The 12,134-nt window shown below is 45.7% G+C and carries 12 protein-coding genes; 8 read left to right on the plus strand and 4 right to left on the minus strand.

Features of this window, described 5'->3' with window-relative positions; translation table 11 throughout:
- Together DXT99_RS21865 and DXT99_RS21870 are read right to left on the minus strand one after the other, a co-directional pair.
- Entirely contained in the window at positions 1-2,058 is a 2,058-nt protein-coding gene (locus DXT99_RS21865; protein WP_115567726.1) for an OmpA family protein, read from the minus strand.
- Positions 2,059-2,060: 2 nt separating this feature from the next.
- A complete protein-coding gene (locus tag DXT99_RS21870; protein ID WP_115567727.1) occupies positions 2,061-3,242 on the minus strand; it encodes a hypothetical protein in 1,182 nt (393 codons plus the stop codon).
- A 1,049-nt stretch (positions 3,243-4,291) separates the two neighbouring features.
- Here DXT99_RS21870 and DXT99_RS21875 point away from each other — a divergent pair.
- Positions 4,292-4,546: a hypothetical protein gene (locus tag DXT99_RS21875; protein ID WP_115567728.1), complete on the plus strand. Its 255-nt coding sequence runs from the start codon at positions 4,292-4,294 to the stop codon at positions 4,544-4,546.
- A 264-nt stretch (positions 4,547-4,810) separates the two neighbouring features.
- Here the strand turns inward: DXT99_RS21875 and DXT99_RS21880 are convergent, their stop codons facing one another.
- Both DXT99_RS21880 and DXT99_RS21885 read right to left on the minus strand, forming a co-directional pair.
- Positions 4,811-5,227 carry a hypothetical protein gene (locus DXT99_RS21880; RefSeq protein ID WP_115567729.1) on the minus strand — a complete coding sequence of 139 codons (417 nt, stop codon included), beginning with the start codon at positions 5,225-5,227 and terminating at the stop codon, positions 4,811-4,813.
- Positions 5,228-5,283: 56 nt separating this feature from the next.
- Positions 5,284-5,700 (minus strand): STAS/SEC14 domain-containing protein, encoded by a 417-nt coding sequence (locus DXT99_RS21885; RefSeq protein WP_115567730.1) that lies wholly within the window; start codon positions 5,698-5,700, stop codon positions 5,284-5,286.
- 389 nt (positions 5,701-6,089) lie between these two features.
- Here DXT99_RS21885 and DXT99_RS21890 point away from each other — a divergent pair, with 389 nt between their 5' ends.
- The 7 genes from DXT99_RS21890 (at position 6,090) to hpf (ending at position 11,850) form a co-directional block, all read left to right on the plus strand.
- A complete protein-coding gene (locus tag DXT99_RS21890; protein WP_115567731.1) occupies positions 6,090-6,983 on the plus strand; it encodes a DUF2167 domain-containing protein in 894 nt (297 codons plus the stop codon).
- A gap of 256 nt (positions 6,984-7,239) precedes the next feature.
- Complete coding sequence (locus DXT99_RS21895) at positions 7,240-7,446, plus strand: type II toxin-antitoxin system HicB family antitoxin (RefSeq protein ID WP_115567732.1); 207 nt, start codon at positions 7,240-7,242, stop codon at positions 7,444-7,446.
- 4 nt (positions 7,447-7,450) lie between these two features.
- The gene (locus DXT99_RS21900) at positions 7,451-7,636 is read left to right on the plus strand and encodes a type II toxin-antitoxin system HicA family toxin (RefSeq protein WP_115567733.1); all 186 of its coding nucleotides are present in this window, start codon (positions 7,451-7,453) and stop codon (positions 7,634-7,636) included.
- Between the two features lie 505 nt (positions 7,637-8,141).
- Positions 8,142-9,236, plus strand: coding sequence for a type I restriction endonuclease (locus DXT99_RS21905; protein ID WP_115567734.1), 1,095 nt, complete (start codon positions 8,142-8,144; stop codon positions 9,234-9,236).
- Positions 9,237-9,477: 241 nt separating this feature from the next.
- Positions 9,478-10,212, plus strand: a complete 735-nt coding sequence (locus DXT99_RS21910) for a hypothetical protein (RefSeq protein ID WP_115567735.1) — start codon at positions 9,478-9,480, stop codon at positions 10,210-10,212.
- A gap of 251 nt (positions 10,213-10,463) precedes the next feature.
- Positions 10,464-11,393: a glutaminase gene (locus DXT99_RS21915; protein WP_115567736.1), complete on the plus strand. Its 930-nt coding sequence runs from the start codon at positions 10,464-10,466 to the stop codon at positions 11,391-11,393.
- A 151-nt stretch (positions 11,394-11,544) separates the two neighbouring features.
- Positions 11,545-11,850, plus strand: coding sequence for a ribosome hibernation-promoting factor, HPF/YfiA family (gene hpf, locus DXT99_RS21920; RefSeq protein ID WP_115567737.1), 306 nt, complete (start codon positions 11,545-11,547; stop codon positions 11,848-11,850).
- The last annotated feature ends 284 nt before the right edge of the window (positions 11,851-12,134 follow it).

The raw sequence follows: 12,134 nt of genomic DNA on the forward strand, positions 1-12,134 counted from the left end.
TTATTCCATTATCTGAACTTCTACTTTTCGGTCTAACGGGTTTTCTTTCTGAGAAGATTTTTCATCCCCCATATATTCTGTGCTGATACGGTCTTCTGCTATTCCCTGGTCCATCAGAAAATCGACCAGCCCCTGCACCCGCTTGCGACTTAGCGCCATGTTATAGGCAGCGTTTCCGGACTGAGAGGTATAGCCGGTGAGCTTCACTTCCGTGTCCGGGTTTTCCTGCAACGTTTGCAGGACCTGGTTTAAATCCCGAAGGCTTGCAGGAGGCACACTGTGTGCGTTGACAGGATAAAAAACCGTGGTAGTGTAGCCTATAGAAGCTGCTTCTGGCGCTACCTCGGCCGGCGCACTAACCGGGGCAGGAGCAGCACTTGCATTCTTCAGCAGGGCCAGCTCCTGTTCGTACTGGTTCAGGCGCTGCAACATGCTGTCGTTGAGGGCGGCCTGCTGCTGCAGGTACTGCACCATGCTGGTGTCTACGGCAGCCGCTTGTTCTGCTACAACAGTGTCTCCGGTAGTTTGGGGTACTGCCTGCAGCGCGTCTATCCTGCCCTGGAGCCTCCTGTTCTCTGCATTCACGGTCGTTAGCCGGATCCGCTCCTCACGAAGCTGCGCCGCCTCTGCACTTTGCACAGCCGCAGGTCTGGTCTCGGATGGCACGTATACATTCCGCTCTACCACACGCGCTCTTTCCTCCGCCCGGACAGGCGCTGCTGAATCCTGTGTCCTGACCGGGGCCCTCTGGTCTGCTCTGACAGGTGCTGCCTCCTGTGTCCCGAGTGTCGATCTTTGCTCTGTTCTGACAGGGGTTTCTTCCCGGATCCTTGCTGGTTCTGCTTGTTCTCTTCTGGCTGGCGCAGCTTCCTGCGCTCTGGCAGGGGCTGCTTCCTGCGTTGTAGCCGGGGCTCGTTCTATCGTTGTAATGGTTGTTGTGGTGATTACAGAATCCTGTGTTTGCACCCGCTGCTCTGTGACCACTGCAGGCTGGCTTTGTACTACCACCGGCTCTTCAACTGCTTCTGTTCTTTCCCGCACAACAGGGGCAGGCTGTAGAGTATTATTTCCTACAACTGAGTCGAGGCGAATGATGGTGCTGGCTGAAGAAATTGTCTGCATCTCACCTGCGATGGTGTCCGGAGCCTGCATTGGCTCGGCAGGCACCAAACGTTGTCTCCTGATCTGCGCCAGCGAGCTGCTGGTGTCGGCATCCAGCGTGGTGCCTGTGGTCGTGAGGGTGTCAGCAGGCGACACAATAACTCTTCTGATGATGGTTGGTTGTTCTACATTGGCTGCATCCGGTGTAGTGATAACCTGTACCTTTTTGGGTGCTATCTTCAGCATCATTTCCAGTTCATTCTGCCGCGGCTGGTTTAGCCCTTCCACTGTTTGGAGCAAGGCCACGTTGCCGGAATAAAAACGCGGTGCTTTGAAAGTCGATTTCCGGAAGCCGAAGCTGTAGCCGACTCTTATACCCGTGTGCAGGTAGGCATTGTTAAAGTCGTTCTGCTCAAGGGCCGCCCCCCGCAGATGCGAATATGCCACGTATACCGCTTCTGTTTGCAAAGCCAGTTGCCACCGTTCTGATACTCTGAACTTCAGGCCCATTCCAAAGGGTATAACGGGCGCATTCCTTGATTCCATTGTCATGGCACCATCAGACGTTTCCAGGGTGCTGATACCGTATCCACCGAAAAAATAGGGCGACACAAAGGCAGACGTGTTAAACATCCAGCCGTTATCAGTATAAAAATAGGCGCGCAGGGCAGCCATGCGTACATCCGTGGTAAAGGGATTCAGCTGCCGGTTATTCCCCCGCACCTCTCCCATAGAATAGCCCAGCGACAGCCCGAAGGTGTTCCCGATGCTGCGGGTTAGTTCCAGCCTGTGAAGGAGATTGTTATTTATCTTGAAATAATCGGAGGAGCTGTTCTCGTCGTTGGCATAGTTGGCGATACCGGTATAGCCGCTTAGCTGCCACTTGTACAGGCCATGCTGTGCGCTTGCCACCTGGCAACTGACCAGGAGCAGGCAAATCGTTAGGAAACTTTTCATGACTATCGGTTTAGGTCGGCCCAAAAATTCAGCTCCAGGCTTAAGCCTACAAACGGCCTGACAAACACCCGGTCCACGTTAAAATCGGAGATGGTATTGTCGCCTTGATTGCTTTGCAGCACGGTGGCTCCTGCATTGATGCGCACAAAAGGAAGTGCTCTGTACCCCAAGGCCACGTAAATCGGCCGCCTTACAATGGGGCCAGTAGCCACATTGTCTTCGCCAAACTCCAGGTTCTGCAAAAATACGCCTGCCGAGATACTGGACTTTGACCAGAAATTAGAGGAGAAGGCCGCCCGGCCAAACGGAATAGAGACACCGGCATAAGGCGCCCTGGCCGAAACGAACGTATCGAAATCACCGGAGTAGTATACCCCGCCGTAGCCTAAGTTGATAGCGATGATGTTCTTTGTTTTCTCGGTGGCGTAATCGGTTACTTTTTTACTGTCTGTTAAAGCGAGCAGCTGCGTGTTGGCATACTGTGCTACTTCCTGGTTCACCATCACCTTCAGAGCCTCTATCTGCTCCTGCGCATATTTTAAACGCAGGGTCCTTTTGTCGTCTTCTTCCCGTGCCAGAATATTTAGCCTGGCTTTTCTGAGTCGCAGGTCGTTTATCTGCTCCAGTTTGTTCAGCACAATATCAGAGAAACCCTGGAACTCATAGTTAATCTGGCTTCTGTAGTGCCCCAGCCCCTGGTTTACGATGGCGTTCATGTCGCTGCGCATGTTTTTGGGATGCTTGCGCAGCTCTATGCTGCTTCTGCTTACCACAAACGACTGGTCGATATAGGCATCCAGGGTTGAGCTGAGCTGGCTTAGGAGTAGCTGCTGCTGTTGGGCCGAGGCTGGCTCATAATAGTTCAGGACAAAGGTATACTTCTCATTTCCGCGCAAGGGGTAATTTACGGGCAGCGTAAACCTGCTATCGGTGCTGGCAGGGCGCTTTTTCCAGACGTTTTTGTAGAGCGGGTCTTTGCTTGTGTCAGGGGTGCGGTATACGGCGACTTCCACCATGCCTATGTTGCGTCCCACATCGCCGGTCAGCATCAGGTTGCTTTCAGCAGGCAGGGGCTGGCCCTCATTAAAGTAGGTTCTGTCGTAGTTAAAAACCACTGTCTCGTACTGGGCGAACAGCGGGTAACTGAATAAGAACAAAAGGAAAAATGTGTAGATTTTTTTCATCGGTTGGTTATTAGTGTAACAAAAAGGTAGCCATGCGCTACATGAGGTTCAGGTGAGCTAAGGCGCGCACAGGCGGCTTAAAACAGGTGTTAGTGTTTACCTGTGCAATATGAACAGGGTGCAGCAGGAAATGTTCTGAAAAAAAGCTGTATCCGGATACATGCGTTTTGTATTCTTCTATTTCCTATGCTCTTAAGTGTATCTCCTGTTAGCGTTCCCACAGGAGGAAATTTGCATTCATCTTAGAGCATGTAAAGAACCTGTTTCCGCTGCTGCGATTAAAACACAGCACATGCCCCTGCTGGAATTTTTGAGAAGGCAGTTCACATCAAGCTAAAGTCTTACTGCAGAAGCAGGCACAGGTGGCTACGCTGAAGATTTGCGCCAGTGGGATTATATCAAAAGCAATACAGGGTGCTTTTACCGGTATCAAATACGGCTATATTTGTATACGTGCTTTTTTACTATCGGGTGGTCTATAACAGCAGGTATAACATTTTGATGAATGAGGCTGTTCTGGATTTATCTGTCTCTGTCCTTTCGAGGATAATTATGATTTGTGCCTTATTGCCCCTGCCAGTAGCGGTAGTGCCTGTTGTTTCTAAGCATTTCTTCTTCAGGGATGTGCCAGGCATCATCTCCCACTCAAAAAATTACATAACACGGCAATGTTGAGGCCTTACACCTGTGGGATGAACTCAAGGCGCCATCTTTATTATATGCAGTTCTTTGCATTTACATATTAATTTATATATTTACATATATATTCCCTCATACAGGGTTAAACAGAAAGTGAACACATGATATAAGCATCGCTGCACGTCAGGATGCAAATTCATAAAATAATTAAACCACTAGTATATATTTAAAGAATTATATTTTACAGACAAAAAGGACCGCTGTGCTGAAAGAATCTGAGGAGTTTGCCAGGCGTTGCATTGTAGCGGACCTCGATTATAGATAAAACAAAGTGAAACCTGGATACCGGATGCCTGCTGCTCACTTGCTGATAAAAGAAAAATTAGAAACATATTTTAACTCTTAGCCAAATGAAAGTATACAACTACTCCACCAGTGACATTGAATCAGAAATGGTCATAAACGCCCTTCAGAAGTGCTATGAGAAGCTGATGGCCGCCGCCAATAAAGCGGATGCAGACGGCAAAGAGTACATTAACCACGCCGCCAGCTCTTATAAAAAGCTTCATGAAAAGTATAAAGGCGATTATGAAAGGCAGCAGTTAGCAGAAGCAGAGGCAGCAAAATCAACAGATAAGCTACACGGTAACCTCAAGGTTGGATAAAGTGGTGCATGGCGAGAAACGCTTCCGGTTGCATCCAGGTTTAAGGCCAGAACATATTTTGATAACGGGGAAGCCTTGCGTTTGAGATGCAGGGCCTTCCCGCTTTTGTTCCACAGCTGGCTCTAAACCAGGTGAAGCCGGATAAATTGCTTTATACTACTACACTGCCTGGATTCATCGGCCGGATGTTATCCCGCTCTGAGAGAACAGGTGTGACAACCTGTTTTGGACTGTAATGCTGGCAACAGGAAAAGACAGCTCTTGTTATTTATCCAGCGATAAGAGCCAGGCTTCTGCGTCAGCGTCCTCTTCAAACATCCTGATTTCAAACTCACTGTCTATTTGTTGTATTAGACTTTCGATGCAGAGCGTTGCATAGATACTGGAGGGCACTACCTGCGCCAGGTACTTTAAACCGGCGGCTTTCATCTGGGGAGCCCATTCGTTTTCGGCCCAGTCCAGTGCCATGTCCCAGGAGCCGATTACATGTTTGTTACTATTGAGCAGTTTGGAGCAGGGCTGTTCCTTTATCATATCCAGTAGCTTGTAACCACCCTCCTTCACTGTCTCCACGGACTGCACCCCAAACCACTGCGCATAAATAAAGGCGTTGCCTTCTATTGTTCTGGCGGTAAAAAACACATCCCCATATACTTTTTGTAACGCTACCTGCTCTTTCATTTACAAGCTAATCTATGTAATTATTAAAGGCAGATACGCTAAAATGAACTTATAGGCTATTTCCTGGCTAAAGTAAATTGACGCAACCAGGCCTCCGCCTCAGCTTTATCATCAAAAATCTTTACTTCAAACGCCTTCTGGCTTGAGTAGAAGGATGTTGCAGTGATTTCCGCAAAAGATTCCGGATTGGTGATGAGGGCGAAGTGCTTTATGCCTGCCTTGGCAGCCTGTGGCGCCCACTGGTTTACCACCCAGTCAAGCGAGTGGTCCCAGCCGCCAATGACTTGCCTGGTGTCGTTTAGCACACAGTTAAAGCCTGCTTCTTTCACAGCCTCGGTATACGCCAGTGCACCTACTTTGATATTCTCTTCTGTCAGGTATCCGATCCAATTGGTGTGCACCCATCTGTTCTCTCTGTCTACGGCAACAGTAATGAATACCTTCCCAAATGCATTTTTGAACTCCTGTTTCATGACTGGCGATTAGACTGCAATTTAAGTATCCGGTTTCAGTATTCTGCTGTAATTTGAATATTTTAATTTAGTATAAATGCATAAAATGAGAGGAAAATTGAATCCAATTATTGCGATGCCATATAACCGCTGGCACAGGCCTGCGGTTCGCGCTTTTTTCACTCACCCAGCTTCATCTCCTCCATCGTGACTTTAACAGCTGCAAGCGCAAACCAATGCGGCACCGACGGGATTGCGGTTGCTGAGGTAAATGCAACAGCAAACGGCATGCGCTGCCTCCACACAAAATTTTAAATATTGCTGCAAAAAAGAACAGGCTATACCCTATATAAAAGAATATTATTATATTTAAATGTTAATCAAACCTTATCCAAAACATCCTATTTTTTATGAAACAAATTTACACCTTATTGCTCTTGGTATTCGCCAGTGTGGCTTCTTATGCCCAGGAAGTTGATTCGCTTAAACTGGAGATTCAGCGAATTGAAAACTCGCTTCAGTACCAAACGGGCGTTATCAGCCTCAAAGATGGCCTTGCCACCATTACAGTACCAAAAGGCTTCAAGTTTCTTGATGGGGAGCAGGCAGAATATGTGCTGACTGATCTATGGGGCAACCCTAAAACGGGCACTTCGCTGGGCATGCTCGTGCCGGAGCAGTATGGGGTGCTCGACTCCAACAGCTGGGTCTTTAACGTAGAGTTTGATGAAATAGGCTATGTGAAAGATGATGATGCAAACGAAATTGATTATGCCGACCTGCTGAACACCATGCAGGAAGAGACACTAGAGGAAAACGCAGCACGTAAGGCCGAAGGATACGAACCCATCCAACTGATAGGCTGGGCCTCCACCCCTTATTACGATGCGGATCAAAAGATTCTGCACTGGGCCAAAGAGATAAAGTTCGGGGAAGCTGACGAGCACACGCTGAATTATAACGTGCGTGTGCTGGGGCGCAAAGGTGTGCTGGTGCTGAATGCCATCGCCGGTATGAACAACCTGCCGGAGGTACAGCAAAGCATAGCCACCGTTACGGGCAATGTTGCCTTCGAGAGCGGGCACAGTTACTTCGACTTTGACCCAAAAGTAGACGAAGTAGCCGCCTGGACGATAGGCGGACTGGTAGCAGGAAAGATGTTAGCCAAAGTAGGCTTCTTCGCGCTGCTGCTGAAGTTCTGGAAAGTAATTGCGCTTGCTGTGGTAGCTGCCGGTTCAGCCGTTATGAAGTTTTTGAAGCGTAGAAAAGAAGCCACACCGGCAGAAGAGGTGCCTGTTTCATAAAAATTGTGTTGTATATAAAGTAGTTAAAGCCACCTGCGCCTGAGGGTGGTTTTGCTTTTTTTAGCACTGCTGGTTTGCATTTGGTTTTGCCAATGAATTGGATCCGGCTATAGGAAAATTGTACACAAGTACATAAGTTTAATGTACGCCCTTCGTTAACCCTGGAATTACGCAGGAGGCAGACGGGCAGGCAAGCGAAGGGTTGAATCTAACCTAAGGCGATAACGTTATAGCTCTAACAGAAAGGAGAAAAAAGATGAAGCTTACCATGATTGTGAGTGAGGGTGCCAATGGGTTCTTTATTGGCAAGATTCAGGAGATACCTGCTGTTCTTACACAAGGCCGCAGCATTGAGGAGGCACAGGAGAACCTACAGGATGCGCTAGAGTTGTATCTGGAGGATATGCGGGAAGAGAATGCTACCGACAATGCCGTTTGGAAAAAAGACCTAACCCTGGCATAGCGGTTTGAAAAGAGGCAAGTTTGAAAAGCACTTAAAAGCACACGGCTGTGAACTTCACAGAAACGGAAGCAAGCACGATATCTTCAGAAATATTGCCACCGGAAAGAAAACAACTATTCCCAGGCACCCCGATATAGATGAATTGCTCTGCAAAGAGATATGCAAGCAATTGGGTATTCCGAAACCATAACAGCAAAGCCACCTATTAGCAAGGTGGCTTTTTTAATTTTAATTACGCTAGCACGAGCTTGCAGCCTTATCCTTTTCCATAACTTATTAGCTTAAGTACTATTATAGGAATTAGATATAGGAATTAGAATCATCCGTAGTAAAGATTGTCCCCTTGAGGGGACCGCAGGGGTGTAATGTTAGGAGTCAAGGCACCTGACAATAAGCTTTTAGTAGTAAACCTCCAGGTGTAAACACCCCTCTTGCTCCCCTCAAGGGGAGAATTCCCACAGAAGCCCTATTTCAGAAAAGTTATGCTACAGGGTAAGGCTGCAAACTCGGACCGGCGGGTACTAAAGTAATAACTATTTTGTCCACTGCAACTATAGGCCCCTTAAGCTTTCTTGCACCACATCTTATGTTATCCAATTGAATATTAAAAAAACAAAAATAATCTACTGATTTAGATTTTAATTATATATATTGATTATATAATTTTTCATCAAGCTATAAAACAACATACACACATGGATTTCATTGACATAATAAAAGCTCTTTCAGAGAAGGTGACCCGACTGAAAGACAGCATTCAAACAGAGGAGGCTACTAAAAACGCCTTCGTCATGCCTTTTATAGCAGCCCTAGGTTATGATGTATTTAATCCACTGGAAGTAATACCAGAGTTTGTCGCTGACTTAGGCATAAAGAAAGGTGAAAAAGTAGACTATTGTATTCAAAAAGATGGACAGCCCATAATCATAGTAGAATGCAAGCACTGGAAAGAAGAACTGAATGTACATAACTCTCAATTGCATCGCTACTTCCATGTATGCAGCACACGCTTTGGTATTCTCACTAACGGCATTATCTATCGCTTTTATACTGATTTAGAAGAACCGAACAAAATGGATAACAAACCATTTTGGGAGTTCAACATTACAGACATGAATGAGGCAGCGGTACTTGAACTTAAGAAGTACCAAAAAAATGCTTTTGATGTGGATCAGATTGTTAGCGCTGCCACAGAACTAAAGTATACCAGGGAAATAAAGAAAATTATAGCTTCAGAATTCGCAAATCCTTCAGAAACTTTCGTGCGATATTTTGCTAAGCACATTCACTCCGGCATCCTTACCGCGAAAGTAATGGAGCAGTTTACACCAATGGTTAAAAAGTCTCTACACCAATATGTAAGTGAACTTATTAGTGATAGGTTGAAGACTGCATTATCGAATGAAGCAGAAGTATCTGTAAAGGAGACAGCGCCTGTTGAAGAGACAAAAGGAGCAGCAGCAAGCGATGAGACCAAAACAGAGTTTACAGAACTGGAGCAGGAAGCCTTCTTTATCGTGAAGTCTATCTTACGCACAAAAGTAAGCGGAGATAGATTATTTTATCGTGACACGGTACGTTACCTGAGCATCGTTTTAGATGACAATAACCGGAAGCCGCTCTGCCGCCTGCACCTGAATGGCACAAAAAAGTACTTGGGTTTGATGGAGGAAGGAAACAAAGAGACACGTGTTGAAATAGATACGATAGATAATATTTACGATTACTCCGACCAGTTGATGAATACCCTGCTTAGATTGGAAAAAGTTAACGAGAAACAACCTGCATAAAGACAATAGTTAAACTAATAGAGAAGGGAGGTAAATACCTCCCTTCCTTGCTTTAAAGTTAAAAACACGAGGCCATAGTAACTCATATACTCATTGTTTCGCATCGGCATAAAACGCTCAAATCAAGAGAAGAACTTTTGAAAATATAAAATCTGTAGATAACCAAACCTCGTTATCTATGAACCTTAACGGCGAAATAGAATAAACCTGCAAAGAAGTTGTAAAACAGTATTTCTTAAAAATGGCAGAGAAAATAAATAAGAAAGACTACCCTCTAGTTTTGTTGAAAGCAGTGCAAAAGATGCATGAAGATGTAAGGGCTTTTGTAGAGGAGAATATAAGTGTAGTAGAAATAACAAGGGAAACAGATTTTGAAATAGATATTACAGATGTTGACACAGAGTCAAATTTTAAATTTTTGATTTCCAACCCCAAATATGCTAATCAAAATGTTAGCATCCTTGTGGTGTACAGTCCTGAGAGTATAGAATCAACTGCACCACGTAGGTTTAATATAATTGATAAGAGTCTTCTAGAACATTTAACCTATTGGGTTAAATTGGTTCGAAGCTATGACAATATCAGGACAACTAAAGAAGAGAAAGTTTTACGTGAGTATGAAGAAGAGTTCTTTGATAAATTTGAGATTATTGATGAAGATGCTGACGTTAAGCCTTACAACTTAGAGATACAGCTTGCCTTTGATAAATTCTTAACTCACACGATTAAGGTTTTAGAGGAAGACAAAGAAGAGAACCAACCTCTAATTGATGAAGCAACAGACTTTAAAGAAAACTTAACCAAGCTTACAAAGAAGGAGACCATAAGAAGGCTGAGTAAGCTATTTGCAAAAGTTAGGCAAAAAAGTCTTTCTTTGGTTAACAAGATCTTTGAAGAAGCTAAAAAAGAAGGCTTGAAAAGGCTTATTGGGGGAGGTTTCGATTCCATAGGAGGTTTATTAGAATCAGTAATTTAGGAACAGTAAAAATGTGAAGGTTCAAAAAATTGCTACAGTTTCCCCCGCTAGGGCAAGCTTGCAGCTCGTGCTTTTTTACCTTCAAATAGCTTTCCCTCTAAAAACTTTTACTAACTCCCACCAACATAAAGTACCAGAACAACCTATTGTTGCTTCCAGCGTCTATTCCAATTCAATCAAAACACTACTCCGCTTAAGGGAGTAAAAACACCTGGAGTTTTAAGCTAGAAAACCCACCTCCCGATTAGTGAATGAAAGTAAACGTAACCGATTATCAAAAGATTCTGAACCAGATTCAGAGCGAACTTTCTGAAGTTAAAGTTACCGGGAAAGTAGCGTCCTATATACCTGAACTGGCCAAGGTGCCGGCAGACAAGTTCGGGATGCACCTGTATAACCTGGAGGGCGAAAGCTTTTGCTTTGGCGACAGTGATGCGCGTTTTTCCACCCAGAGTATTTCCAAAGTACTCTCCCTGGCGCTGGCCATGAAAACGATAGGCGGTGACTTATGGAAGCGGGTTGGAGTGGAGCCATCTGGGGCCAAATTCAATTCGCTGTCGCTGCTCGAAGACAATTTCGGCATCCCCCGGAATCCTTTTATTAATGCCGGGGCGCTGGTGGTGGCCGATGTACTGGTTTCAAACTTTAGCAATCCGAAAGCAGCCTTTCTTACCTTTCTGCACGAATTAACCGGCGACGATACCATTGCATACGACGAGGTAGTGGCTGCCTCTGAAAAGTCGGAGGGGTACCGGAATTTTGCCCTGGCGAATTACCTGAAGTCTTTCGGAAACATGGAAAATGATGTAGAAGAAGTGCTGGACTTTTACTTTCACCAGTGCTCCATCGCCATGTCCTGCAAAGAGCTGGCCCAGGCGTTTATTGTGTTTGCCAACCAGGGGAAGCTACTGCACTCGGACCGGCAGTTTCTCACCGGGCAACAGGTAAAACGCATCAACGCCCTCATGCTCACCTGCGGCTTCTACGATGAAGCAGGCGAATTTAGTTTTGAAGTAGGCCTGCCGGGCAAAAGCGGCGTGGGCGGCGGTATTGTAGCCGTGCACCCCAACCATTATGCCGTGGCCGTGTGGAGCCCGCCGCTAAACCCCAAAGGAAATTCAGAACTGGGAATGGCCGCCCTGGAAAGACTGACTACGCTAACAGGCTACTCCATTTTTTAAACCTTCTTCTGCCCCAACTGACGCGAGCAGCAAAGTCTCACCAGCAAATGTGACTAACTTCAACGAGTTCTCCCCGTTTAATAAAGCATTAATGAAAAGGAGGCCGTGTAAGGCATTACACCCTCCGTTAACACTTAAAATAAACGAATTTATGAATTATACAGAGAATTTTGAAGGTATCAAGGTAGATGTACAGGCAGTAGACATTTCGATATCGGATGACGTACAACAGTTTATACGCAATTCCATTTCTAAGCTAAAGCGCCACGGCACGAAAATAGATTCGGTGGACGTATACTTCAAGGAAGAAACAAATCACGCTACTGACTCCAGAAAAGTAGGCATGCGTGTGGGTATACCCGGCAATGATGTTTTTGCGGAAGACAAAGGCGACAACTGGTATGAGTTACTGAAAAACGTGGAAGAGAAGCTAAAAAAGCAACTCGATAAGCGCTAACCTGATAAATATATTTTAATTAAAACGTCCCGCTGCTGACCAGGAACTGACCTGCGCCGGCAGCGGGACGTTTTTGTTTTGGGCTGCACTTCCTTTATACAGCTGCTTCAGAATAAGCAGTTAAAAGATAGGCCATTAGTCGTATCCGCCGTTGTTGGTGTTTTCACCATAGCCGTCAGGCTAAGGAGTTGTGCGAAACTAAAAGTAGCTGTAGCTTTGCAGGATGGAGGTAAGTGTAGAAGGATTATTAGAAGGCAAGGAAGGTCTGCTCGAGCAGCTGCAAT

The organism is Pontibacter diazotrophicus (assembly GCF_003367245.1).
Lineage (GTDB): Bacteria > Bacteroidota > Bacteroidia > Cytophagales > Hymenobacteraceae > Pontibacter > Pontibacter diazotrophicus.

Excerpts from the sequence above, each read along its gene's own strand:
- DXT99_RS21890 (WP_115567731.1), top strand. The coding sequence starts at position 6,090 with ATGAAACAAATTTACACCTTATTGCTCTTGGTATTCGCCAGTGTGGCT.
- DXT99_RS21905 (WP_115567734.1), top strand. The coding sequence starts at position 8,142 with ATGGATTTCATTGACATAATAAAAGCTCTTTCAGAGAAGGTGACCCGA.
- DXT99_RS21915 (WP_115567736.1), top strand. The coding sequence starts at position 10,464 with ATGAAAGTAAACGTAACCGATTATCAAAAGATTCTGAACCAGATTCAG.
- DXT99_RS21875 (WP_115567728.1), top strand. The coding sequence starts at position 4,292 with ATGAAAGTATACAACTACTCCACCAGTGACATTGAATCAGAAATGGTC.
- DXT99_RS21870 (WP_115567727.1), bottom strand. The coding sequence starts at position 3,242 with ATGAAAAAAATCTACACATTTTTCCTTTTGTTCTTATTCAGTTACCCG.
- DXT99_RS21885 (WP_115567730.1), bottom strand. The coding sequence starts at position 5,700 with ATGAAACAGGAGTTCAAAAATGCATTTGGGAAGGTATTCATTACTGTT.
- DXT99_RS21910 (WP_115567735.1), top strand. The coding sequence starts at position 9,478 with ATGGCAGAGAAAATAAATAAGAAAGACTACCCTCTAGTTTTGTTGAAA.
- DXT99_RS21880 (WP_115567729.1), bottom strand. The coding sequence starts at position 5,227 with ATGAAAGAGCAGGTAGCGTTACAAAAAGTATATGGGGATGTGTTTTTT.
- hpf (WP_115567737.1), top strand. The coding sequence starts at position 11,545 with ATGAATTATACAGAGAATTTTGAAGGTATCAAGGTAGATGTACAGGCA.
- DXT99_RS21895 (WP_115567732.1), top strand. The coding sequence starts at position 7,240 with ATGAAGCTTACCATGATTGTGAGTGAGGGTGCCAATGGGTTCTTTATT.
- DXT99_RS21865 (WP_115567726.1), bottom strand. The coding sequence starts at position 2,058 with ATGAAAAGTTTCCTAACGATTTGCCTGCTCCTGGTCAGTTGCCAGGTG.